22 protein-coding genes are annotated in these 24,449 nt (G+C 71.5%); 18 read left to right on the forward strand and 4 right to left on the reverse strand.

The features are described from left to right. Positions 1-2 precede the first annotated feature (2 nt). The 5 genes from JOD54_RS14925 to JOD54_RS14945 all read left to right on the forward strand — a co-directional run bounded on the left by JOD54_RS14925 (position 3) and on the right by JOD54_RS14945 (position 6,636). Positions 3-1,931 (forward strand): fumarate reductase/succinate dehydrogenase flavoprotein subunit, encoded by a 1,929-nt coding sequence (locus JOD54_RS14925; protein WP_204451113.1) that lies wholly within the window; start codon positions 3-5, stop codon positions 1,929-1,931. Further along, positions 1,928-2,674 (forward strand): succinate dehydrogenase/fumarate reductase iron-sulfur subunit, encoded by a 747-nt coding sequence (locus JOD54_RS14930; protein ID WP_204451114.1) that lies wholly within the window; start codon positions 1,928-1,930, stop codon positions 2,672-2,674. The genes JOD54_RS14925 and JOD54_RS14930 overlap by 4 nt, the downstream gene beginning before the upstream one ends. 118 nt (positions 2,675-2,792) lie before the next feature. Continuing rightward, positions 2,793-4,958 (forward strand): NAD-dependent DNA ligase LigA, encoded by a 2,166-nt coding sequence (ligA, locus tag JOD54_RS14935; protein WP_372440315.1) that lies wholly within the window; start codon positions 2,793-2,795, stop codon positions 4,956-4,958. 419 nt (positions 4,959-5,377) lie between these two features. Then, positions 5,378-5,878 carry a GNAT family N-acetyltransferase gene (locus JOD54_RS14940; RefSeq protein WP_204456288.1) on the forward strand — a complete coding sequence of 167 codons (501 nt, stop codon included), beginning with the start codon at positions 5,378-5,380 and terminating at the stop codon, positions 5,876-5,878. A 71-nt stretch (positions 5,879-5,949) separates the two neighbouring features. After that, entirely contained in the window at positions 5,950-6,636 is a 687-nt protein-coding gene (locus JOD54_RS14945) for a 3-keto-5-aminohexanoate cleavage protein (RefSeq protein ID WP_307860047.1), read from the forward strand. A 13-nt stretch (positions 6,637-6,649) separates the two neighbouring features. Here JOD54_RS14945 and JOD54_RS14950 read toward each other — a convergent pair whose 3' ends face one another. Then, on the reverse strand, positions 6,650-7,303 hold the full coding sequence (locus JOD54_RS14950; protein WP_204451115.1) for an ACT domain-containing protein: 654 nt from the start codon (positions 7,301-7,303) through the stop codon (positions 6,650-6,652). Between the two features lie 210 nt (positions 7,304-7,513). On the opposite strand from JOD54_RS14950, the gene gatC reads away from it, so the two are divergent. The 8 genes from gatC (at position 7,514) to JOD54_RS35540 (ending at position 15,001) form a co-directional block, all read left to right on the forward strand. Continuing rightward, positions 7,514-7,813, forward strand: coding sequence for an Asp-tRNA(Asn)/Glu-tRNA(Gln) amidotransferase subunit GatC (gatC, locus tag JOD54_RS14955; protein WP_204451116.1), 300 nt, complete (start codon positions 7,514-7,516; stop codon positions 7,811-7,813). Further along, positions 7,810-9,321 carry an Asp-tRNA(Asn)/Glu-tRNA(Gln) amidotransferase subunit GatA gene (gene gatA, locus JOD54_RS14960; RefSeq protein WP_204451117.1) on the forward strand — a complete coding sequence of 504 codons (1,512 nt, stop codon included), beginning with the start codon at positions 7,810-7,812 and terminating at the stop codon, positions 9,319-9,321. Before gatC ends, gatA begins: the two co-directional genes overlap by 4 nt. Beyond that, complete coding sequence (locus JOD54_RS14965) at positions 9,321-9,512, forward strand: hypothetical protein (protein WP_204451118.1); 192 nt, start codon at positions 9,321-9,323, stop codon at positions 9,510-9,512. Before gatA ends, JOD54_RS14965 begins: the two co-directional genes overlap by 1 nt. Then, the gene (gatB, locus tag JOD54_RS14970; RefSeq protein ID WP_307860051.1) at positions 9,509-11,008 is read left to right on the forward strand and encodes an Asp-tRNA(Asn)/Glu-tRNA(Gln) amidotransferase subunit GatB; all 1,500 of its coding nucleotides are present in this window, start codon (positions 9,509-9,511) and stop codon (positions 11,006-11,008) included. Before JOD54_RS14965 ends, gatB begins: the two co-directional genes overlap by 4 nt. Positions 11,009-11,163: 155 nt before the next feature. Next, a complete protein-coding gene (locus JOD54_RS14975) occupies positions 11,164-12,048 on the forward strand; it encodes an alpha/beta fold hydrolase (protein ID WP_239573382.1) in 885 nt (294 codons plus the stop codon). A 44-nt stretch (positions 12,049-12,092) separates the two neighbouring features. Next, entirely contained in the window at positions 12,093-13,268 is a 1,176-nt protein-coding gene (locus tag JOD54_RS14980; protein ID WP_204451120.1) for a PQQ-dependent sugar dehydrogenase, read from the forward strand. 87 nt (positions 13,269-13,355) lie between these two features. Continuing rightward, on the forward strand, positions 13,356-14,264 hold the full coding sequence (locus tag JOD54_RS14985; RefSeq protein ID WP_204451121.1) for a 2-hydroxyacid dehydrogenase: 909 nt from the start codon (positions 13,356-13,358) through the stop codon (positions 14,262-14,264). A gap of 41 nt (positions 14,265-14,305) precedes the next feature. Continuing rightward, positions 14,306-15,001, forward strand: coding sequence for a DoxX family protein (locus tag JOD54_RS35540; RefSeq protein WP_204451122.1), 696 nt, complete (start codon positions 14,306-14,308; stop codon positions 14,999-15,001). Between the two features lie 43 nt (positions 15,002-15,044). Here the strand turns inward: JOD54_RS35540 and ilvD are convergent, their stop codons facing one another. Both ilvD and JOD54_RS15000 read right to left on the reverse strand, forming a co-directional pair. Next, positions 15,045-16,889, reverse strand: coding sequence for a dihydroxy-acid dehydratase (gene ilvD / locus JOD54_RS14995; RefSeq protein WP_204451123.1), 1,845 nt, complete (start codon positions 16,887-16,889; stop codon positions 15,045-15,047). Between the two features lie 96 nt (positions 16,890-16,985). Continuing rightward, positions 16,986-17,477: a PH domain-containing protein gene (locus JOD54_RS15000; protein WP_204451124.1), complete on the reverse strand. Its 492-nt coding sequence runs from the start codon at positions 17,475-17,477 to the stop codon at positions 16,986-16,988. Positions 17,478-17,817: 340 nt separating this feature from the next. Here JOD54_RS15000 and JOD54_RS15005 point away from each other — a divergent pair, with 340 nt between their 5' ends. The 3 genes from JOD54_RS15005 (at position 17,818) to ilvC (ending at position 21,316) form a co-directional block, all read left to right on the forward strand. Continuing rightward, positions 17,818-19,656 carry an acetolactate synthase large subunit gene (locus tag JOD54_RS15005; protein WP_204451125.1) on the forward strand — a complete coding sequence of 613 codons (1,839 nt, stop codon included), beginning with the start codon at positions 17,818-17,820 and terminating at the stop codon, positions 19,654-19,656. Positions 19,657-19,684: 28 nt separating this feature from the next. Next, a complete protein-coding gene (gene ilvN, locus JOD54_RS15010) occupies positions 19,685-20,191 on the forward strand; it encodes an acetolactate synthase small subunit (protein ID WP_204451126.1) in 507 nt (168 codons plus the stop codon). A gap of 111 nt (positions 20,192-20,302) precedes the next feature. Beyond that, positions 20,303-21,316: a ketol-acid reductoisomerase gene (ilvC, locus tag JOD54_RS15015; protein ID WP_204451127.1), complete on the forward strand. Its 1,014-nt coding sequence runs from the start codon at positions 20,303-20,305 to the stop codon at positions 21,314-21,316. 48 nt (positions 21,317-21,364) lie between these two features. Here ilvC and JOD54_RS15020 read toward each other — a convergent pair whose 3' ends face one another. Then, entirely contained in the window at positions 21,365-22,075 is a 711-nt protein-coding gene (locus JOD54_RS15020; protein WP_204451128.1) for a hypothetical protein, read from the reverse strand. Between the two features lie 127 nt (positions 22,076-22,202). Here JOD54_RS15020 and JOD54_RS15025 point away from each other — a divergent pair, with 127 nt between their 5' ends. Together JOD54_RS15025 and JOD54_RS15030 are read left to right on the forward strand one after the other, a co-directional pair. Beyond that, positions 22,203-22,478, forward strand: coding sequence for a DUF397 domain-containing protein (locus tag JOD54_RS15025; RefSeq protein WP_204451129.1), 276 nt, complete (start codon positions 22,203-22,205; stop codon positions 22,476-22,478). Positions 22,479-24,277: 1,799 nt separating this feature from the next. Beyond that, the gene (locus tag JOD54_RS15030; RefSeq protein WP_204451130.1) at positions 24,278-24,415 is read left to right on the forward strand and encodes a hypothetical protein; all 138 of its coding nucleotides are present in this window, start codon (positions 24,278-24,280) and stop codon (positions 24,413-24,415) included. The last annotated feature ends 34 nt before the right edge of the window (positions 24,416-24,449 follow it).

Genomic DNA, 24,449 nt, shown 5'->3' on the forward strand with positions numbered 1-24,449 from the left:
CAGTGCTCTACCGCGAGGGCGACCCGATCGCCGACACCCGTGCCCCGCAGGGCCCTCTTGAGACCCGGTGGGAGCGCCGCCGCTTCTCCTCCCGGCTGGTCAACCCCGCCAACCGGCGCAAGCTGACCGTCATCGTCGTGGGGACCGGCCTGGCGGGCGGCTCAGCAGCCGCGACCCTGGGCGAACTCGGCTACAACGTGCTGTCGTTCTGCTACCAGGACAGCCCGAGACGCGCCCACAGCATCGCCGCACAAGGCGGCATCAACGCCGCCAAGAACTACGCGGGCGACGGCGACAGCGTGCACCGCCTCTTCCACGACACCGTCAAGGGCGGCGACTTCCGCTCCCGCGAGTCCAACGTGCACCGGCTCGCGGAGGTCAGCACCAGCATCATCGACCAGTGCGTCGCTCAAGGCGTGCCCTTCGCACGCGAGTACGGGGGCTTGCTCGACACAAGGTCCTTCGGCGGCGCACAGGTGTCCAGGACCTTCTACGCGCGGGGGCAGACCGGACAACAACTCCTCTTGGGCGCCTATCAAGCGCTTGCGCGACAGATCCACGCGGGCACGGTCCGGTCACACCCGCGAACGGAGATGCTCGACCTGGTTGTGTCCCAAGGCCGGGCCCGCGGCGTCGTAGTGCGCGATCTCGTCACAGGTGAAGTCACCACGCACCTAGCCGACGCGGTGGTCTTGGCGACAGGCGGCTACGGCAACGTCTTTCACCTCTCGACCAACGCCAAGGGCTGCAACACCACCGCCATATGGCGCGCGCACAAGCGCGGTGCCCTCTTCGCGAACCCGTGCTACACCCAGATCCACCCCACCTGCATCCCGGTCAGCGGCGACCACCAGTCGAAGCTGACGCTGATGAGCGAGTCACTGCGCAACGACGGTCGGGTGTGGGTTCCTCTCCAGGCGGGCGACGATCGCACACCCGGCCAGATCCCCGAGGCCGAACGGGACTACTACCTGGAACGGATGTACCCGAGCTTCGGCAACCTGGTTCCCCGCGACATCGCTTCCCGCGCCGCGAAAGCCGTGTGCGACGCCGGTAGGGGAGTGGGGCCCGGGGGTCTGGGTGTTTATCTCGACTTCGCTGACGCCATCGCGCGGCTCGGTAGGGATGCCGTTGCCGCGCGGTACGGGAACCTGTTCGAGATGTACCAGCGCATCACCGACGAAGACCCCTACCAGGTTCCGATGCGCATCTACCCGGCCGTGCACTACACCATGGGCGGCCTCTGGGTGGACTACGACCTGCGCAGCACCATCCCGGGCCTCTTCGTCATCGGCGAAGCCAACTTCTCCGACCACGGCGCCAACCGGCTTGGGGCCAGTGCTCTTATGCAGGGGCTCGCGGACGGCTACTTCGTCCTCCCCGCGGTCATTGGCGACTACCTCGCTGACGGCCCGTTCGGACCCGTCGACGCCAACGCGGTCGACGAGGCCGAGGACGGTGTGCGCGAGATGATCGACACGCTCCTGTCGATCGACGGTGACCGCACAGCGGAGTCCTTCCACCGCGAGCTAGGCAGGCTCATGTGGGATCTATGCGGCATGGAACGCTCAGAGGAAGGGCTCCGGAAGGCCCTAGAACGCATCCCCTCGCTGCGCGACGAGTTCTGGCGACGGCTGAAGGTGACGGGCACCGGCAGCGAACTGAACCAGGCCCTGGAGAAGGCGGGGCGGGTAGCGGACTTCCTCGAACTGGCCGAACTGATGTGCGTCGACGCCCTCCACCGCACCGAGTCTTGCGGCGGCCACTTCCGCGTGGAGAGCCAAACCCCAGAAGGTGATGCGCGCCGCGACGACGAGAACTTCTCTTACGTCGCCGCGTGGGAGTTCACCGGCGTAGGCGAACCACCCGCCCTCCACCACGAAGAACTGACCTTCGAGGCCGTCAGCCCCACCGTGAGGAGCTACAAGTGAAGTACCGAGTGCGGGTGTGGCGTCAGGCGGGCCCGGCCGCGTCAGGCCGCCTCGTCGACTACGACATCGACGACGTCACCGCCGACATGTCGTTCCTTGAGATGCTGGACGTCCTCAACGAACGCCTCCAACTCGAAGGCGACGACCCCGTCGCCTTCGACCACGACTGCCGCGAAGGCATCTGCGGCGCCTGCGGGGTCATGATCGATGGTGTTGCCCACGGCCCCGGCAAGGCCACTACGACCTGCCAACTGCACATGCGCCAATTCGACCCGTCCCAGCCGATCGTCGTCGAACCGTGGCGGGCGGCGCCCTTCCCCGTGGTGCGCGACCTCGTCGTAGACCGCTCCGCACTCGACCGAGTCATCGAATCAGGCGGCTACATCTCCACCCGCGCAGGCGCGGCGCCCGACGCCCACGCCCTACCCGTGCCCAAACCCGACGCCGACACCGCCTTCGAAGCCGCCGCCTGCATCGGGTGCGGCGCGTGCGTGGCGGCGTGCCCCAACGGCTCCTCGATGCTGTTCACCGCCGCCAAAGCCACCCACCTCGGAGTCCTGCCCCAAGGCCAACCCGAGCGCTACACCCGCGCCCGCGACATGGTCGAAACCCAAGACGACCTCGGCTTCGGCGGCTGCACCCTCACCGGCGAATGCACCGCCGTCTGCCCCAAGGGCATCCCCCTGACCGCCATCACCCGCCTAAACCACGACGTGCTGTCCGCGGCCATGCGCTCCGCCTAGGCCATCCTCGACATCGCCGTCGGCCAGACACCATCAGCCTGCTTGAGCTGCGCGAACTCATCCACAGACTGGCGGGTTGACGACGCGGGTTGTCGGTCCCCCTCGTTAGTCTGAGCAGGTGACCAGTGCTGATCAGGACCTGCCGCACCTGTCGGCCGCCACCGCGGCCGAGGGTGTCGAGGACGTGCCCGCCGACGTCCGGGAGCGGCATGCGGTGCTCGCCGAGGAGTTGCTCGGCCACCAGTTCCGCTACTACGTGCTCGACTCGCCGACCGTCTCCGACGGCGAGTTCGACGTGCTGCTGCGCGAGCTGGCCGAGCTCGAGCGGGTGCACCCGGCGCTGGTCACCCCCGAGTCGCCCACCCAGCGCGTCGGCGGCACGTTCTCCACCGAGTTCGCCGCCGTCGACCACCTGGAGCGGATGCTCAGCCTGGACAACGCCTTCGACTTCGACGAGCTCGGGTCCTGGGTCGACCGGGTCACCAAGGAGGTCGGCGACGCCGCGCACTACCTGTGCGAGCTCAAGATCGACGGGCTGGCCATCAACCTGCTCTACGAGAACGGCAGGCTCACCCGCGCTCTCACCCGCGGCGACGGCCGCACCGGCGAGGACGTCACCCTCAACGTGCGCACCATGCGCGACGTGCCGGAGCGGCTGGTCGGCAGCGCCGAGTTCCCGGTCCCCGAGCTCGTCGAGATCCGCGGCGAGGTCTTCTTCCGCGTCGAGGACTTCACCGAGCTCAACGCCCGCCTGGTGGAGGCGGGCAAACCGCCGTTCGCGAACCCGCGCAACACAGCGGCGGGCTCGCTGCGCCAGAAGGACCCCAAGATCACCGCGAGTCGGCCGCTGCGGATGATCTGCCACGGCCTGGGCAAGCGGGTCGGGTTCGAGCCGACCGCCCAGTCCGAGGCGTACCGCGCCCTGGCGGCGTGGGGTCTGCCGGTGTCCGAGCACACGAAGCTGCTGCGCTCGGCCGACCAGCTCGCCGAGCACGTCCGGTACTGGGGCGAGCACCGCCACGACGCACTGCACGAGATCGACGGCATCGTCATCAAGGTCGACGAGGTGTCCCTGCAGCGCAGGCTGGGCAGCACCTCGCGGGCGCCGCGGTGGGCGATCGCCTACAAGTACGCGCCGGAGGAGGCCACCACCACGCTGCTCGACATCCGGGTGAACGTGGGCCGCACCGGCCGGGTCACCCCGTACGCGGTGATGGAGCCGGTCAAGGTCGCGGGTTCCACCGTCGAGATGGCCACCCTGCACAACGCGGGCGAGGTCAAGCGCAAGGGCGTGCTCATCGGCGACCGCGTCGTCATCCGCAAGGCGGGCGACGTCATCCCCGAGGTCCTGGGGCCGGTCGTCGACGCGAGACCCGACGACGCGCGCGAGTTCGTCATGCCCACCGACTGCCCGGCCTGCGGCACCACCCTGCGCTACGAGAAGGAGGGCGACGCCGACATCCGCTGCCCCAACGCGCGGTCCTGCCCCGCGCAGCTGCGGGAACGGCTCTTCCACCTCGCGGGCCGCGGTGCGTTCGACATCGAGGTCCTCGGCTACGAGGCCGCGGGCGCACTGCTGTCCTCCGGCGCGCTGGCCGACGAGGGCGATGTGTTCTCCCTCACCGAGGACGACCTGATCGAGGTCGACCTGTTCCGCACCAAGGCGGGCGAGCTCTCCGCCAACGGGCGCAAGTTGCTGGCCAACCTCGACAGCGCCAAAGACCGTCCACTGTGGAAGGTGGTGGTCGCGCTGTCGATCCGGCACGTCGGCCCGACCGCTGCGCGGGCGCTGGCCCGCGAGTTCGGCTCCCTGGCGGCGATCGAGGCCGCCGACGAGCAGCAGCTCGCCGACACCGAGGGCGTCGGCCCGACCATCGCGGCCGCGGTGCTCGAGTGGTTCGAGGTCGACTGGCACCGCGACGTGGTCGACAAGTGGCGCGCCGCCGGGGTCACCACGGTCGAGGAGCGCGACGAGGAGATCCCGCGCACGTTGGAGGGCCTCTCGATCGTGGTCACCGGGAGCCTGTCGACGCATTCGCGCGACGAGGCCAAGGAGTCCATCTTGGCCAGAGGCGGCAAGGCTTCCGGCTCGGTCTCGAAGAAGACCGCGTTCGTCGTGGTCGGTGACGCTCCCGGTACCAAGTACGACAAGGCCGTGCAGCTCAAGGTCCCGGTGCTCGACGAGGACGGTTTCGCGGTGCTGCTGGCCCGGGGCCCGGAAGCGGCCGCCGAGGTCGCCGCCGTCGGCGATCCGAACGCCCCCGCGGAGTCCACCGAGGACTGACCCAGCTCGTCCGGGAAAGGTTGTCCGGTCACCTTTCCCGGCGGTACGGGAGCGGGAACGCTCCCGTGCTGGGCCATCCGTGTGAGCGCTACCCGCCGGTTGCCGACCGGTGCGCCGCAACGCGTCGCGAATCCGCTGTACCGGGTGGTTGGCAGCACCGCGATCCCTTGGCAGGGTGGGGGTGGCACGTGGCGGCGGGTCGCGGGTGATCTGTGCGGTCGGGACCGGGCGAGGGGGCGCCGTGGGTGGTGTGCGCCGCGGGTGGCGGTGCGGGTGAGGCGGTCGTGGCGAGCGCCCGGTACAGGCAACCGGGAGCGCGCTGGGGCGTCGGAGGTCTCCGGTGGGTGTCGCCGCGTCCGACGGCGTGGTCCGGCACCGCCGACGACACGACGGACGTGGGAGGACGAGGCGTGGCTGAGGTGGCTGACCTGGTGGTGCGCCAGGCGCGGTCGGACGAGGTGCGGCGGGTCGGGGTGCTGACCGTCGAGGCCTACCGGGCGGTCGGGTACCCGGGTGAGGGGGGCGGGTCCGGCTACGCCACCCTGCTCGCCGACGCCGAGTCCCGGATGCGCTCGGCGGAGCTGCTGGTCGCCGCGGACCGGGAGGGGTGTCTGCTCGGTACGGTCACCGTCGCGCTGCCGGGCACCCCGTTCGCCGAGATCTCCCGCGCCGGGGAACTGGAACTGCGGATGCTCGCCGTCGCCGCCCCCGCGCGCGGCCGCGGTGTGGGGGAGTTGCTGGTCCGCACGGTGATCGCCCGGGCGCGGGAGCTGGGCATCGACCGGGTGGTGCTGTGCAGCCCGGCGGCGTTGGGCGCCGCGCACCGCCTCTACGAGCGGCTCGGCTTCACCCGGCTGCCCAGCCGGGACTGGTGTCCCGGTCCGGATGTCCGGCTGATCGCCTACACCCTCGACGTGTAGGCCGTCCACACCGAACGCGGGGGTCTGCCAGTGACAACACCCGGAGACCGAACCTCTGCTTCACTGGACCGGTGGACCTGCAAGCGTGCCTCAACGGCGAGCGCTCCGCCGCCGACGCCCCGGTGACCGCGGTGGCCCTCGCCGCCGCGGCCGCCGAGGTGGCCGCCCTCGGCGTCGCGTCGGTGCACGTGCACCCGCGCGACGCCACCGGCGCGACCACGCTGATCGGCCCCGAACTGGCCCCCACGGTCGCCGCCATCCGCGCCGCCGCCCCCGGCACCGCCGTCGGCGTCACCACCGGCGCCTGGGCCCAGCCGGACCCGGCACGGCGCGTGGCGGCCATCGCGGCGTGGGTCGGGCTGTCGACGGGACGCCCGGACTTCGCCTCGGTCAACGTCCACGAAGACGGCTGGCAGGAGGTCTGCGCGGCCCTCACCGCCGCGGGCATCGCGGTAGAACTAGGCGTCTTCGATGTCCCCGCCGCCGAGTTGCTGCGCGAACACGGCATCCCGGCGGGGGCGGTGCGGGTGCTGGCCGAGGTTCAGCCGCACGCCGAAGCAGCACCACTGCTCGACGCACTCGCCTGGTCGCCGCTCCCGATCTTGCTCCACGGCGAGGAGGACACGGCCTGGCCAGTCCTCACCGAAGCTCTCCGCCGCGGCCTGCCCACCCGCATGGGCCTGGAGGACACCCTCCACCTCCCCGACGGCACCCGAGCCACGACGAACGCAGACCTCATCCACGCCGTCTTGCGCTAAGAGCTAGCGGACTTCAGTCCGGTAGGACTACCGCGACGATGCCTGCCAGGTGGGCCAGGCGGGCCACTTCGGCCGCTCGGAACATCGGACCGCCGGGGCGGCCGACGAGGAGGACCCGGTCGGGTTTGCCCAAGGGGGTGGCCGCCAGTTCGGTGCCCAGTTCGCGCCAGGTCGCCGGGACCCAGGACTCCTCGCCGTCGAGGACGGTGGCTCTGGCCAGGGGGAGCCAGGGCAGGTCGATGGTTTGGATGTCGGGGGCCGCGGTGCTGGCCGCCAGCTTGTTCGCGCCCTCCGCGGTCGCGGCGACGATCAGGGCCCAGCCCGCTCGGATGATCTTCGGGACGCCCGCCGCGAAGATCGCCAGGCCGTCGGCGGGTTCGGCGGCCACGTCCTCGACCAGTTCCAGCTCGCGGTGGGTGTCGAGCACGCCCGCGTACGGGCGCACAGCGTCGACCTCCACGCCGGGGATCGACTCGGCCGCGGTGATCAGCACGTCCGGCAGCCTGCCGCTGGGCAGTTCCACCACCAGGTCGTCGATGGCGACCCCGCCCGCCCGCTCCACCACGTCGACGCTGAGGATGTCGGCCCCGATGGCCCCCAGCGCGGTCGCGACCGCGCCCAGGGTGCCTGGGCTGTCCGGGAGCTGGACCCGGATCAGGAACGACAAGGCGAACGCCTCCCGTGCTCTGGCGACCCCGCGCGGACGCGCGGATCTCCTCGACCGCTGATTGTCGCAGACCCGGGCCGCGCTGCGCGGGCTGCCACCGGCCACCGGTTTAGCACCGCGACGCGCCCGGAACAACCCGTTCGGGGTCGCGGGACCGCGCGAAATAGACTCGCGGGGTTCCTATCACAGACAACCCCGGGGGTTCGTCGAGTGCCCAGCATCTCCCGCGACGAGGTGGCCCACCTCGCTCGCCTGGCCAGGTTGGCCGTCACCGAAGCGGAGCTCGACCTGTTCGCAGGTCAGCTCGACCAGATCGTGGCGGCGGTCGCCCAGGTCGGCCAGGTCGCCGACCAGGACATCCCGCCGACGTCGCACTCGGTGCCGTTGACCAACGTCTTCCGCGCCGACGTCGTCCGCCCGGGGCTCACCCAGCAGCAGGCCATCGCCGCCGCGCCCGCGGCGGAGGACGGCCGGTTCCGCGTGCCGAGGATCCTCGGGGAGGAAGCATGACCGAGTTGACTCGCCTCACCGCGGCCGACATCGCGGCCAAGGTCGCCGCGAAGGAGGTCTCCGCGGTGGAGGTCACCCAGGCGCACCTGGACCGCATCGCCGCGGTCGACCACGCCGTGCACGCCTTCCTGCACGTCGACACCGAGCGCGCGCTGGCCGCCGCCAAGGCCGTCGACGACGACCTGGCCGCGGGCCGCCCGGCGGCCTCGCCGCTGGCCGGGGTGCCGCTGGCGCTCAAGGACGTCCTCACCATGCAGGGCGCGCCGACCACCTGCGGCTCCAAGGTCCTCGAGAACTGGCAGCCGCCCTACGACGCCACCGTGACGCAGCGGTTGCGCGCGGCCGGGGTGGTGATCCTCGGCAAGACCAACATGGACGAGTTCGCGATGGGGTCCTCCACCGAGAACTCCGCGTACGGCCCCACCCGCAACCCGTGGGACCTCGACCGGATCCCCGGCGGGTCCGGCGGCGGGTCCTCCGCCGCGCTCGCCGCCTTCCAGGCGCCGCTGGCGATCGGCACCGACACCGGCGGCTCCATCCGCCAGCCCGGCGCCGTCACCGGCACGGTCGGCGTGAAGCCCACCTACGGCACCGTGTCCCGCTTCGGCCTGGTCGCTTTCTCGTCCTCTTTGGACCAGGCTGGCCCGTGCGCGCGGACCGTGCTGGACGCGGCGCTGCTGCACGAGGTGATCGCGGGCCACGACCCGCTCGACTCGACCTCCATCGACGCCCCCGTCCCGCCCGTGGTGGCCGCGGTGCGCGAGGGCGCGACCGGTGACCTCACCGGCGTGCGGGTCGGTGTGGTCACCGAGTTCGCCGGTGACGGGTACGAGCCCGGCGTGGCCGCCGCGTTCACCGCCGCCGTCGAGCAGCTGCGCGAGCTGGGCGCCGAGATCATCGAGGTGTCCTGCCCCAGCTTCGACCTCGCGCTGCCCGCGTACTACCTGATCGCGCCGAGCGAGGCCTCGTCCAACCTGGCCCGCTTCGACGCGATGCGCTACGGCCTGCGGGTGGGCGACGACGGCACCCGCAGCGCCGAGGAGGTCATGTCGACCACCCGCGCCGCCGGGTTCGGCGCCGAGGTCAAGCGGCGCATCATGCTCGGCACCTACGCGCTCTCCGCCGGGTACTACGACGCCTACTACGGCTCCGCGCAGAAGGTCCGCACGCTGATCATGCGCGACTTCGACGCCGCGTTCGCCAAGGTGGACGTGCTGGTGTCGCCGACGACGCCGACCACCGCGTTCAAGATCGGCGAGCGCACCGCGGACCCGATGGCCATGTACCGGGCCGACCTGTGCACCATCCCGTCCAACCTGGCAGGCAACGCCGCGCTCAGCGTCCCGTGTGGACTCTCCGAGGGGCTGCCGGTCGGGTTGCAGATCATGTCGCCCGCGCTGCAGGACCACCGCGGCTACCGGGTGGCCGCGGCCTACGAGCTCGCCCGCGACGCCGCGCAGGGCGGCCCGCTGATCAACCGCGTTCCGGAGTTGGAGGTCGTGCACTGATGGCCGGGTCGAAGGTCAAGGGCGTGTTCGGGATCGTCAGCGCGGTCACCTCCGCCACCAGCGCCGCCCGCGGGTTCGCCGCGGCCCGCGCGGACAAGGACGGCCTGGTGCTGGCCAACGCCATCGCCAGCGTCGTCGTCGCCATCACCGGCGTGCTCATCGCCGTGCGTGCCTACCGGAGGGCCAAGTGACCACCGCTGAGCTGATGGACTACGCCGAGGTCGTCACCCGGTTCGACCCGGTGCTCGGCCTCGAGGTCCACGTGGAGCTCTCCACCGCGACCAAGATGTTCTGCGGCTGCGCCAACGAGTTCGGCGGCGAGCCCAACACCAACGTGTGCCCGACCTGCCTGGGGCTGCCCGGGTCGCTGCCGGTGGTCAACGCCGTCGCGATCGAGTCCGCGATCCGCATCGGGCTCGCGCTCAACTGCGACATCGCCGAGTGGTGCCGGTTTGCGCGCAAGAACTACTTCTACCCCGACATGCCGAAGAACTTCCAGACCTCGCAGTACGACGAGCCGATCGCCTTCAACGGCTGGCTCGACGTCACCCTCGACGACGGCGAGGTCGTGCGCGTGCAGATCGAGCGCGCGCACATGGAGGAGGACACCGGCAAGTCCCTGCACGTGGGTGGTGCCACCGGCCGCATCCACGGCGCGGAGCACTCGCTGCTGGACTACAACCGGGCTGGCGTGCCGCTGATCGAGATCGTCACCAAGACGATCGAGGGCACCGGCGAGCGGGCCCCCGAGGTCGCCCGCGCCTACGTCTCGACCCTGCGCGACCTGCTCAAGGCGCTCGACGTGTCCGACGTCCGGATGGACCAGGGTTCCCTGCGCTGCGACGCCAACGTCTCCCTGATGGAGCGCGGCGCCACCGAGTTCGGCACCCGCACCGAGACCAAGAACGTCAACTCCCTGCGCAGCGTCGAGCGCGCCGTCCGCTACGAGATGACCCGCCAGGCCGCCCTCCTGGCCGCAGGCGGCTCGATCCTGCAGGAGACCCGCCACTTCGAAGAGGCGTCGGGCACCACGCGCGCCGGGCGGCGCAAGGAGACCTCGGAGGACTACCGGTACTTCCCGGAGCCCGACCTGGTCCCCATCGCCCCCTCGCGCGAGTGGGTCGAGCAGTTGCGCGGGACCCTCCCGGAGAAGCCTGCCGAGCGCCGCAAGCGGATTCAGGCCGAGTGGTCGCTGACCGACCTGGAACTGCGCGACCTCGTCAACGCCAACGCCATCGACCTGGTCGCCGCCACCGCCGACGCGGGCGCCCCGCCAGCCGAGGCCCGCTCTTGGTGGGTGTCGTACCTGTCGCAGCAGGCCAACAACCGGGGCGTGGAACTGGGCGAGCTGCCCATCACCCCCGCCCAGGTGGCCCGCGTCATCGCCCTGGTCGCCGACGGTTCCCTCACCAACAAACTCGCCCGCGAGGTCGTCGACGGCGTCCTGGCAGGCGAAGGCGAACCCGACGCCGTCGTGGAATCCCGAAACCTCAAAGTCGTCTCCGACGACTCCGCCCTCTACGCCGCGGTGGACGAGGCCCTCTCCGCCCAGCCGGACGTGGCCACCAAGATCCGCGAAGGCAAGCACGCCGCCGCGGGCGCCATCGTCGGTGCCGTCATGAAGGCGACCAAGGGCCAGGCGGACGCCAAACGGGTCCGCGAACTCATCCTGGAGCGCTGCTCGTAGCTCCGAGTCGTGGGGTGCGGAAGCGGATCGGGGCTGAGGCCCGTCGACCCGCTTCCGCACCCGCCAGCCCGCACATCGCCGCCCGTGTGGGTGACAAGGGGTGGGTGGGGCAATAGGGGCTCGGCGGGGTGGGGATGTGCGGCAGACTGGCCGCGATGCGCGAACACGACGTGTGGGCGGCTGATGGGACGCGGCTGCGCGGGTGGTGCACCGAGTCCGACGGGCCGGTGGTGTTGTTGTGCCCGGGGTTGGGCACGATCCCGGAGGCGTGGCCCGCGCTGGTGCTGCCGTCCTCCGGTGTGCGGGTGGTGAGCTGGTACCACCGCGGCACCATGGGCTCGGAGCGGCCCGTCGACGCCACCCGGATCACCCTGGACGACCACGTCGCCGACGCGGTGGCGGTGTTGGACGCCGCTGGGGTGCGGCGGTGCGTGGTCATGGGCTGGTCGGTCGGGGTGATGGTGGCGACGGAGGTGGCACGGCGGTATCCGGAGAGGGTCTCCGGGTTGCTGCTGGCCGCGGGGGTGCCGGGGGATCCGTTCGGCGGGGTGCTGGGTGTGCTGGGGATCCCGGCGGCCGTGCGCAGGCCGTTGGCGATCGGTGCGGCGATGGCGGTCCGCGCGGCCGGGCCGCTGGTGGACGCGGTGGTGCACCGGGTGCCGGTCAACCGGGTCACGGCGGCGCTGGTGCAGCACAGCGGGTTCATGCTGCCGGGCGCCGACCCGGCCGACGTCGCCAGGGCGGTCCGCCGCTTCCTCGGGCACGACTGGCGCTGGTACGTCACCCTGGCCCTTGCGCTCGCCGACGTCCCCCCGCAGGACCTCGTGGGGATCACCTGCCCGGTGACGGTGCTGCTCGCCCGCTACGACCTCATCGCCGACCCGAAGCTCGCGGCCAAGTCGGTGGCGCGGCTGCCGCAAGCGCGGGTGCGGGTTGTGCCAACCAGCCACTTCCTGCCGCTGGAGGCGCCGGAGGTGATCGCCGAGGAGCTGCAGTTGCTCGTGGACCGGGTCACCGTGGTCGAGCGGGCCCGCCGGTAGCTGCTCACCGGGGATTCACTTTGCCGCTCGTAGGGTTGGGCATCATGGCTGCTGTGCTGCGTCTCCCGTTCCGCCTGGTCACGGCGGCGTGTGTAGCGCTGGCCGCGTCCTCTTGCGCGACGTTCCCGGAGCAGCCCCCCGCCGGCAGTTGGCAGCCGAACGTGCCTCTCACGCCGCAGGCGGCCCCCGAGCCGGAGACCGGTGGTGGCGGCGGTTCCGCAGAGGTCGCCCCGGGCGACAACCAGCCTACGAAGATCCCCCCACCGGACGGGTGCAAGGACTACCACCCCGCGGTGTTGGCGACCTGTTTGGACACGGTGGTGGCCGTGGCGGCACTGCCCGGTGACGGTTCGAACCCGACCGCGTTGGTGGGGGAGCGCAAGACCGGACGGGTTCTGTTGGTCCGCAAGGACACCGTGCCGACCGTCTTCGCGACGATCCCCGTTGACGCGTCCACCGATGGCGGGCTCACCGGGCTCGCGTTGTCACCGAACTACGAAGAAGACCAGCTCGTCTTCGCCTACATCACCACGGCCACGGACAACCGCGTGGTGCGCATAGCACCCGGCGACAAGCCGAAGCCCGTGCTGACCGGGATTCCGCGCGGGGCGACGGGCAACCGCGGATCACTCGCGCGTGACCACCGTGGCGCGTTGGTACTGGCCACAGGCGACGCGGGCGTGGCCGCCGATCCGAAGTCGCTCGCGGGCAAGGTGTTGCGCTTCACCGGAGATGGCGCGCCCGCGCCCGGCAACCCGACCGCGGGCAGCACCGTGCTCGCTTCCGGGCTGCACTCGCCCGGCGGAATCTGCTCGTCGCTGGACGGGACGCAGACCTGGGTGACCGACCGCACCGCGGCGGCCGACGTGCTCTACCGGGTGACGCCGGGCAAGGCGCTGACCAGCCCCGCCTGGTCCTGGCCGGACCGACCGGGCGTGTCCGGCTGCGCGGCGACCCCGGAGCTGGTGTGGGTCGCGATGGCCACGGCCGGGCACCTGCAGAACCTGCCCCAGGCCCCCGACGGCACCTTCACCGGCAAGCCGCAGATCGCGCTCGCCGCCCCCGACGGCTTCGGCAAGGTCGACGGGATGGACCTCATGACCGACCAGATCGCCATCGCCGGAACCGTCAACAAGCAGTCCGGCCCCGCGGTCTCCAGCGACGACCGGGCGGTGGCGATCCTCGTCCAACCCCAGGGTGGCGGCGGCGGGGCGGACTAGTCGCCCCGGACCCGCGCGCAGGACAGGCGAGAAGGTGTTCTCGCTGGTGGTAGGGCTGCGGGGGGTGCCGGACGTAAGGTGTGGACTGTGACGATCACTGTTCTGGTGCCTGATGAGCACGGGGTCGCGGCTTTCGCGGGTGTCGACGGGGTGCGGGCTGTTCAGTACGACCCCGCGGCTCTGCCGGAGGAGGCCGGGGAGGCCGAGGTCCTGGTGCCGGGGTTCCTCTCGGCGGACAAGACGCGGCTGGTGGAGGGCATGCCGAAGTTGCGGCTCGTGCAGTTGCTGACCGCCGGGGCTGAGGCTTGGGTGGGGCAGCTCCCGGGGCACGTGATGCTCTCGACGTGCAGTGGGGCGCACGGGGGTAGCACCGCGGAGTGGGTGATGGCTTCGCTGCTCACCATCTTCCGGAACATGCGCGGGTTCGAGGACGACCGGCGCTCCCAGACCTGGGCCATGCAGCAGACGGAGACCTTGCAGGGCAAGCGGGTCCTCGTCATCGGCGCCGGGGACCTGGGGCGCCAGCTCAAGCGCAGGCTGGAGGCGTTCGACGCCGAGGTGACCGTGGTGGCCACGACGGCTCGGGAGGGGGTGCGGGGGCTCGACGAGCTGGACGTGTTGTTGCCGGAGCAGGACGTGGTGGCGCTGATGGTGCCGATGACGCCCGCGACCAGGCACATGGTGGATGCCGGGTTCCTCGCCAAGATGGCCGACAACGCGGTGCTGGTGAACGCGGCGCGGGGGCCGGTCGTGGACACCGACGCCCTGGTGGCCGAGCTGACCAGCAAGCGGTTGCGGGCCGCCCTCGACGTCACCGACCCGGAACCGCTGCCCGCCGGGCACCCGTTGTGGACCGCGCCGAACCTGCTGCTGACCCCGCACGTGGCGGGCAGTTGTACCGGGGTGCACGCGCGCGCGTACCGGGTGGTTGTCGAGCAGGTCCTGCGGTTCGCCAAGGGCGAGGAACCCACCAACCTGGTGCGGGGCGCCTACTAGCTTGATCGGCAGGGGGTTGACCGATCGCCTAGTGTGCGGACGTGAGTACCGAAGACGACCGCCCACGTCAGAGTGGCGGATACGCGGACAGCGGCTATTTCACGCCGTCGGGAAGCAAGCACCCGGCGACCCCCACCAGCGGTGACGACGCCTACGGCAGCGCGGCAACGACCGCACTGCCGCGTCCCACCGACAGCGACCACGACAGCGGGCGAGCGGGCCGGGAGGAGGTGCTCGACCCGGAGCCGCACACCTGGCACTTCGGCGCCGACCTCGGGCTGTTCGTGCTGCGGGTCACCCTGGGCGCGTTGTTCGTCGGCCACGGGCTGCAGAAGGTCTTCGGACTCCTCGAAGGCCCCGGCATCGGCGGCTTCGCCAAGGTGCTCGCCGGGTTCGGCTTCCAGCAGACCACCCTGCTGTCCTGGGTCACCGGCGTCACCGAGCTCGGTGCCGGTGCCCTGCTCATCCTCGGCTTGTTCACCCCGGCCGCCGCGGCTGGCGTGCTCGGGGTGATGGTCAACGCCATCTGGGTGCGGGTCGACATCGACCTGTTCGCCGGTGACGTCGAGCTCGAAGCGATCTACGCGGCGGCGGCGTTCGCGCTGCTGTTCGCCGGGGCCGGGCGGATCTCGCTCGACCGCAACACCCCGTGGTTCCGCCGGGCGCCCGCGTTCGGCTTCATCTTCCTGATCCTCGCCGCGGGCCTGAGCGTGGTCACCCTGGTCGTCCTGCGCTGAACCGGTCCGTGCCCCCGCCACGACCTGGCGGGGGCACGGCGGGTCACTTGCTGGGGTCGCGCACCGCGCCGGTCGAGGCGTCGGTCGCCATCCGCGCGTAGGCGCGCAGCGCGTTGGTCACCGGGCGCACCCGGTCCACCGGCTGCCACGGCCGCTCGCGCGCCTCCATCTTCGCCCTGCGCTCGGCCAGCACCGCCGGGTCCACCAGCAGCTCCAGCGACCGCGTGTGCACGTCGATGCGGATCTGGTCGCCGTCCTCGACCAGCGCGATCAGGCCGCCGCCCGCCGCCTCCGGCGAGATGTGGCCGACCGAGAGCCCCGAGGACCCGCCGGAGAACCGGCCGTCGGTGATCAGCGCGCACTTCTTGCCGAGACCGGCGCCCTTGAGGAACGCCGTCGGGTGCAGCATCTCCTGCATGCCGGGGCCGCCCGACGGGCCCTCGTAGCGCACCACCAGCACCTCGCCCGGCTGGATCTTCTTGCCCAGGATCACCGACACCGCCTGCTCCTGGCTCTCCACGACCCGCGCCGGGCCCTGGAAGGTGAACAGGTCCTCGTCGATCCCGGCCGACTTGATCACCGCGCCGCGCTCGGCCAGGTTGCCGTGCAGCACGGCGAGCCCGCCGTCGACGGTGTACTTGTGCTCGAAGTCGCGGATGCAGCCGCCCGCGGCGTCGGTGTCGAGCGACGACCACCGGTTCGACGTGGAGAACGCCTTGGTGGTGCGGACCCCGCCGGGCGCGGCGTGGAAGAGCTCCACGGCCTCCTCGGTCGGGTTCTGCGCGCGGATGTCCCAATCGGACAGCCACTGCGCCAGCGACGGGCTGTGCACCGAGGTGACGTCCTCGTTGAGCAGCCCGGCCCGCCACAGCTCACCGAGGATCGCCGGGATTCCGCCAGCCCGGTGCACGTCCTCCATGTGGTAGTCGGAGTTCGGTGACACCTTCGACAGGCACGGCACCTTCCGCGAGATCGCGTCGATGTCGGCGAGGGTGAAGTCGACCTCGCCCTCCTGCGCGGCGGCGAGCACGTGCAGCACGGTGTTGGTCGAGCCGCCCATCGCCATGTCCAGCGCCATCGCGTTCTCGAACGCGGCCCGGTTGGCGATCGTGCGCGGCAGCGCCGACTCGTCGTCCTGCTCGTACCAGCGCTTGCACAGCTCGACGACGGCGGTCCCGGCGCGGGAGAACAGGTCCCGGCGCGCGGCGTGCGTTGCCAGCGTGGACCCGTTGCCCGGCAGCGCCAACCCGAGGGCCTCGGTGAGGCAGTTCATCGAGTTCGCGGTGAACATGCCGGAGCAGGACCCGCAGGTGGGGCAGGCGGAGCGCTCGACCTCGCCGAGCGCGTCCTCGTCGACCGAGCTGTTGGCCGAGGCCGAGATGGTGGTGATCAGGTCCGACGAGGGGTGCGCGATCCCGCCGACCACGACCGCCTTGCCCGCCTCCATCGGTCCACCGGAGACGAACACCACCGGGATGTTGATCCGCATCGCCGCGTTGAGCATGCCCGGGGTGATCTTGTCGCAGTTGGAGATGCACACGATCGCGTCGGCCTGGTGCGCGTTGACCATGTACTCGACCGAGTCGGCGATGATCTCGCGCGAGGGCAGCGAGTACAGCATCCCGCTGTGGCCCATGGCGATGCCGTCGTCCACGGCGATGGTGTGGAACTCGCGCGGCACCCCACCGGCGGCGCGGATCGCCTCGGCCACGATGTCGCCGAGGTCGCGCAGGTGCACGTGCCCCGGCACGAACTGGGTGTAGGAGTTGGCGATCGCCACGATCGGCTTGCCGAAGTCGCTGTCGGTCATGCCGGTGGCGCGCCACAGCGAACGGGCGCCTGCGGCGTTGCGGCCGTGGGTGGTGGTGCGGGAGCGCAGCGCGGGCACGGCTCCTCCAATGTGTGCGGGTCGAACTGCGATGACGTACTGCCTGCGGCGCCCGGGGTGCGGCGCCGACCAGTGGGGGGAGCGGTGCCGCCCAGGTTACTCCGGTGCCGGGGTGCGGTGTCCTGTGTCCTCGGACCCGCTCTCCGGCGAGGCCGGGGCTTCGGGTTCGTCGCCGGGGTCCTCGCCCTCCGGCGCGGGGGCCTCGGTCGGGTCGGTCAGCCTGCCGCCGCTGACCAGCGCCAACGCGGGCAGGTGCCGCACCCTGACCTGCGGCAGCGCGACCTCCGTGTCGTCGAACAGCACCGCGGAGACCTTGCCGCGCTCGCTGAGCCGCAGTCCTTTGAGCAGGTTCCACGGCAACGGCCGCGAGCTGACCACCTCGCGCACGACCAGGCCGTCGGCGTCGGCGACGGTGCGCACGCGTAACACCCACACCACCACCGCGATGGGGATCACGTAGACCAGGAACAGCCCCGGCGCCGCGAAGGCGAAGGGCGTCGCGCAGACCGCGAACAACAGCGCGGCGAGGACGGCGACACCCGGGATCCGGAAGACCAGCCGGGACGGGACTTGCTGCTGCTCAGACACCCTTAGATGGTGCACCCGATGCCCCCGCCGCCCGCCCCCGGGTCCCGAATCACAGTCCAGCATCCGGGAGCACCGTCCCGCAGAGTTGACGCTCTACCCCGAACGCACTAGCGTCACGGACGTGCCAGCCCACCTGATTCTCGTACTTCCGCCGCGCGTTCGACGCTGACGGGAGTTCCGCACGCATCGAACGCGCGACCCTCGCTCGACCGCTCCGGTCGAGGCGGGGGTTTTTTCGTGTCCAGGCCCCTACTCGCACCACCGATAGTCCGACATCCCAGCAATCGCCCCGGATCCCCAGCAGAGCCACGAAGAACACTTCGACCCACGAGGCAGACCGATGACCAGCGCAACATCGCGGCCCACCCCGGCCGCAGCGAACCACGGGACGGCCACCCCGCACCCTGCCCGGCCCAAGCCAGCACCGCCGTCTGGAACACCCGTCCGGGTGACCGGTGCGCAGTCGCTCGTCCGGTCGCTCGAGGCGGTGGGCGTCGAGATCGTGTTCGGCATCCCCGGCGGCACGATCCTGCCCGCCTACGACCCGCTGCTGGACTCGACCAGGCTGCGGCACGTGCTGGTGCGCCACGAGCAGGGCGCCGGGCACGCCGCGACCGGGTACGCGCAGGCCACCGGCAAGGTCGGCGTGTGCATGGCCACCTCGGGTCCGGGCGCGACGAACCTGGTCACCCCGCTGGCCGACGCGAACATGGACTCGGTCCCGGTGGTGGCCATCACCGGCCAGCAGTCGCGCGGGCTGATCGGCACCGACGCCTTCCAGGAAGCCGACATCTGCGGCATCACGCTGCCGATCACCAAGCACAACTTCCTGGTCACCGACCCCGCCGACATCCCGCGCACGATCGCCGAGGCGTTCCACCTGGCCAAGACCGGCCGCCCCGGCCCGGTCCTGGTGGACATCCCCAAGGACGTGCTGCAGGAGACCACCGCGTTCACCTGGCCGCCGGAGCTGCGGCTGCCCGGCTACCGGCCGACCACCCGCCCGCACGGCAAGCAGGTGCGCGAGGCGGCGAAGCTGATCTGCGGCGCCAAGCGCCCGGTGCTCTACGTCGGCGGCGGCGTGATCAAGGCAGACGCCTCGGCCGAACTGCGGGAACTGGCCGAGCTGACCGGGATCCCGGTGGTCACCACGCTGATGGCGCGCGGCGCGTTCCCCGACTCGCACAAGCTGCACCTGGGCATGCCCGGCATGCACGGCACCGTCCCCGCGGTCGGCGCGATGCAGCGCAGCGACCTGCTGGTGGCCCTCGGCGCGCGCTTCGACGACCGGGTCACCGGGCAGCTGAGCAGCTTCGCGCCCGACGCCGCGATCGTGCACGCCGACATCGACCCCGCCGAGATCTCCAAGAACCGCCGCGCCGACGTGCCGATCGTGGGCGACTGCAAGGAGATCCTGGTCGAGCTGATCGCCGCGGTGAAGGCGGAGCGGGCCAACGGCAGCACCGACCTGACCCCGTGGTGGACCACCCTCGACGAGTGGCGCGGCACCTTCCCGCTGGGCTACGAGTGGCCGACCGACGGAACCCTGTCGCCGCAGTACGTCATCGAGCGCATCGGCAGCATCGCCGGGCCGGAGGCGGTCTACACCGCCGGTGTCGGGCAGCACCAGATGTGGGCCGCCCAGCACGTGCGCTACGAGAACCCGCGCACCTGGCTCAACTCCGGCGGTCTCGGCACCATGGGCTACGCGGTGCCCGCCGCGATGGGCGCCAAGTTCGGCAGGCCGGACGCGGTGGTCTGGGCCATCGACGGCGACGGCTGCTTCCAGATGACCAACCAGGAACTGGCCACCTGCGCCATCGAGGGCGCGCCGATCAAGGTCGCGGTCATCAACAACGGCAACCTCGGCATGGTCCGGCAGTGGCAGAACCTGTTCTACAGCGAGCGCTACTCGCAGACCGACCTCGGCACGCACAAGCACCGCATCCCCGACTTCACCCTGCTCGCCGAGGCGCTGGGCTGCGCGGGCCTGCGCTGCGAGACCAAGGAGGACGTCGACTCGGTGATCCACCGCGCGATGTCCATCAACGACCGCCCGGTGGTGGTGGACTTCGTGGTCGGCAAGGACGCCCAGGTCTGGCCGATGGTCGCCGCCGGGACCGGCAACGACCACATCATGGCCGCCCGCGGCATCCGGCCGCTGTTCGACGAAGCGTGACCCGGCCGACCCGACAGGACTGATCCCCATGAGCAAACACACCCTCAGCGTGCTGGTGGAGAACAAGCCCGGCGTGCTGGCCCGGGTCGCCGGGCTGTTCTCCCGGCGCGGGTTCAACATCGACTCCCTCGCCGTCGGGCCGACCGAGCACCCGGACGTGTCCAGGATGACCATCGTGGTCGCCGTCGAGGACCTGCCGCTGGAGCAGGTCACCAAGCAGCTCAACAAGCTGATCAACGTGATCAAGATCGTCGAGCTCGAGGCCTCGGCCGCGGTGCGCCGCGAACTGCTGCTGGTCAAGGTCCGCGCCGACGCCACCGTGCGCAGCCAGGTCCTGGAGACCGTGCAGCTGTTCCGGGCCAAGGTCGTCGACGTCTCCCCGGAGGCGCTCACCATCGAGGCGACCGGCACCGCCGACAAGATCGAGGCGCTGCTGCGCATGCTCGAGCCCTACGGGGTGCGCGAGATGGTGCAGTCCGGCATGGTCGCCATCGGCCGCGGCCCGCGCTCGATCACCGCGACTGCTGTTCGATAGCTCCCACCACCCACCCCCTCGTCCCCACCCGGCATCGTTCCCGACTTGGCGGCCGCCGCCCGGTCGGGCCCCGCCACCGCAGCCACACCGCAGAAAGGCAGTTGTCACAGCATGTCCGTCGAGATCTTCTACGACGCCGACGCCGACCTCGGCATCATCCAGGGCCGCAAGGTCGCCGTCATCGGCTACGGCAGCCAGGGCCACGCGCACGCGCTGAGCCTGCGCGACTCCGGTGTGGACGTCCGCATCGGACTGCCAGAGGGGTCCAAGTCCCGCGCCAAGGCCGAGGAGCAGGGCCTGCGGGTGCTCACCCCCGCCGAGGCCTCCGCCGAGGCGGACCTCATCATGATCCTCGCGCCGGACACCAAGCAGCGCTTCATCTACGCCGACGACATCGAGCCCAACCTCAACGACGGCGACGCCATCTTCTTCGGGCACGGCTTCAACATCCGCTACGACCTGATCAAGCCCCCGGCCAACGTGGACGTCGCGATGGTCGCCCCCAAGGGCCCCGGCCACCTCGTGCGCCGCCAGTTCGTCGACGGCAAGGGCGTTCCCGCGCTCATCGCCGTGCACCAGGACGCCACCGGCGGCGCGCAGGCGCTGGCCCTGTCCTACGCCGCGGCCATCGGCGGCGCGCGGGCTGGCGTGATCAAGACGACCTTCACCGAGGAGACCGAGACCGACCTGTTCGGCGAGCAGGCCGTGCTCTGCGGCGGTGCCTCCGCGCTGGTGCAGGCCGGGTTCGAGGTGCTGACCGAGGCGGGCTACGCCCCCGAGATCGCCTACTTCGAGGTGCTGCACGAGCTCAAGCTCATCGTCGACCTGATGTACGAGGGCGGCATCGCCCGCCAGCGCTACTCGGTGTCCGACACCGCCGAGTACGGCGACCTCACCCGCGGCCCGCGCGTGATCACCCCCGCGGTGAAGGCGGAGATGCAGAAGATCCTGGGCGAGATCCAGGACGGCACCTTCGCCCGCGAGTGGGTCGCCGAGGACGAGAGCGGCCGGGCGAACTACCAGCGGCTCCAGGAGGAGGGCGCCAAGCACCCGATCGAGGAGACCGGCGCCAAGCTGCGCGGCCTGATGTCCTGGGTCGACCGGCCGATCACCGAGACCGCCTGAGGTTGTGCTTTCCCGGGAGGGGGCCGTGCACCGGCCCCCTCCCTTCTTTTAGAAGTCCGGTTCCGTGCACAGCGTGATCAGGACCGCGGGCGCGAGTTCGGGGGCGAAGGAGTAGCCGGGGAAACCGCCCCAGCGCACGGACTCCCGCAGGTACTCGACCAGGGTGATCCCCTCGCGGCCCGCGACGCCGCGCACCACCGGGTCGGCCACCGACGACGGCAGGTCCAGGTCTTGCGTACCGCCGGGCACGTTCGCCTTCCGCCGCTCGTCCGGGGCCAACGGGAAGAAGAAGTCCGGTTGACCGCCGTGCTCGTCCCAGTCGGCGGCCAGGCTGTACGCGCCGGGCAGGCACAACGGATCCGGGTACTCCGGGCCGGGCGGCTCGCCGCGCGGAACCGGTTCCAGGTGGTAGGACAAGAGCAATGCCTCACTGTCACCGGCGAACCACACCCGACCCACTTGGCGTAGGCAGGCCTCCAACGCGAACGGCAACTCGACCTTGTCGGTCAAGGAATCGATGAGGGCGATCGCGCCCTCCGTGGGCGGTTCGTGCGGTTCGAGACCATTGGCCGACACCCAGCCCAACTCGGGCAACGCCGCCGCGATCCGGGCCACGTCCTGCCCGGCCCGGAACATCGTCTCGTCCGCGACCGCGGCCACGTCCTCGACCAGCGCGTCCGGAACCGGGCCCAGCGCCCGCAACTCGGCCCACACCGCGTCCCGCTCACCGCGCAGGTAGCGCTGGAAGTACGAGGTCACCGGGATCAGGTTACGCACCGCGACCGCGCGAACCGCCCGCGACACGGTGCGTGCGGGCGCCCCTGGCGGCCTGCGGTATACCTGATCCCCGGCGGATACCCCATCCACCACCGAACGAGGAGACGTGATGGACAGCGCACCCATCTACGACGACAAGGCCGAGGTCCGCGGCAACCTGGACCTGTCCAAGGCCGAGTGGCAGCGCGCCGCCGAACCCGACGCCGACCCCGACGGCGAGTACGTCGAGATCGCCTTCGTCCCGCACACCGACGGCAAGACCTACATCGCCATGCGCAACTCCCGCTTCACCGGCCCGCAGGACACCGTGCTGGTGTTCACCGAATCGGAGTGGGACGCCTTCGTCGAGGGCGCCAAGGCCGGGGAGTTCGACGAGCCGTGGTGACCCCACCCGGGGCGGACCCCACCCCGGTCTGGATCCCCCCGGAAGCCCTCGCCGCCGCGGCGGCGGAGGAACCGACGCGGACGGAGGTGATCCCCCCGCCCGCACCCCCCGGCACCCACCCCACGGTCGACCTGCGCCGAGACCCGCGCCAGCACTCGGGACAACTCCCAGTGCCCCCCACCCCGTCGCCGCACCCGACCGCCACCTCGGGAAACCTGCCCGCACCACCGGTAGGCGACCCCACCCCACCGCGGTTGCCCACCCCGCCACCCCACCACCAGCCCCCACCCCCGGCGTGGCGCCCGCCCACCCCGCACCCACCACCCCCGGCGGCGCACCCCTCGCCCCACCCACCCACGGCAGCCCAGGCCGCGTCGCACCAAGCGGTGGTGTCGCAGCCCGTGTCGTCTCAACCCGTGCCGGCCCGGGCCGCGTCGCACCAAGCGGTGGCGCCCCAGCCCGTATCGCCTCAACCCACGCCGGCCCAGGCCGGGTCGCGCCAAGCGGTGGTGTCGCAGCCCGCATCGCCCCAGCCCGCATCGCCTCAGCCGGTGTCGCACCAAGCGGTGGTGTCGCAGTCCGCGTCGTCTCAACCCACGCCACCCCCAGCGCCGTCACACCAAGCCGTGGCGCCCCAGCCCGCATCGCCTCAGCCGATGTCACACCACGCGGTGGTGGCGCAGCCCGTTTCGTCTCTGCCGCTGCCGCCTCACCCCGTGGCGCCCCAGACCGTTTCGTCTCAGCCGGTGTCACATCATGCGGTGGTGGCGCCGTCTGCTCCGCCTCAACCGGCGCCGCATCTCACGGTTGCGCCGCAGCCTGCCTCGTCTCAACCGATGCCACTTCACACGGTGGTGGCGCCGTCTGCTTCGCCTCAGCCGTTGCCAGGCCATGCGGTGGTGCCGCGGCCCGCATCGCGCCAACCCGTGCCACCCCAGCCCGCGCCGCACCAAGCTGTGCCGCCGCAGCCTGCATCGCTTCAACCGGTGTCGCATCAAGCTGTGTCGCCCCAGTCCGTGCCGCCTCAACCGGCCCCACACCACGCTGTGACACCCCAGCCCGCACCGCCCCGATCCGCGCCACATCAAGCTGTGTCGCACCAACCCGTTCCGCCCCAGCCCGCGCCGGTCGTACAGTCCCGCGCGCAGGCCCAGCCCCCGCACTCCACCGGTCCGCGCCCCGTGGTCCCCCTGTCTTCCGGTCCTCATTCCGCTGGTGTGCGGGTCGCGGGACCATCCGCCGCCGGTCCGCAGCCCACCGGCGCTCACTCCACCGGTTCGCACCGGCAGCCCGTCGGTGCGCAGTCGACCGGCTCGCAGCCTGTGGTTCCGCAGCCGATCGGTCCGCACTCGACTGGTCCGCAGCCTGTGGTCCCGCCGCCCGCCGGTCCTCATTCCGCAGGTCCGCGGAACGCGGGCCCGCGGCCCGCAGGTCCGCACGTGACCGGTCCGCGTCCCGCGGTTCAGCAGGCCATTGGCCCCTCCGGTTCGCACCAGCAGCCCGTCGGTCCGCACTCAACCGGCTCGCATCCCGCGATCCCCAACCCCGTTGGCCCGCACCCGACCGGCCAGCACCCGAGCGGCCCGCACCCGACCAACCAGCGCCCGAGCGGCCCGCACCACACCGGTCCGCGGCCCGTCCACCGACCGCCCGATGCGTCCAGCCCGGGTTTCCGCCCCGTCGCCCCGCGGCCGGACTTCTCGAGCCCGGGTTTTCCGCCCGTCAGCCCCTCCTTCGGCCCAGGTGGTTTCGGCCCGACCGGGTCCGGCGGATACGTCACCGGCACCACGCCCGTGCCGGTGCGCGGCTCTGAGCCGGAGGAGTTGCCCACGGCCAAGGCGCAGGAGCGGAAGCGGCCCGCGTACCTGGTGGAGGGGGATGACGACGAGGTGTTCGGGAACGCGGAGTTCACCGCGCCGCCGGTGATCGGGGAGTGAGGGCGGTGTCGCAACACTGCCATGTCACCTGGCT

This window comes from Actinokineospora baliensis (assembly GCF_016907695.1).
GTDB lineage: Bacteria > Actinomycetota > Actinomycetes > Mycobacteriales > Pseudonocardiaceae > Actinokineospora > Actinokineospora baliensis.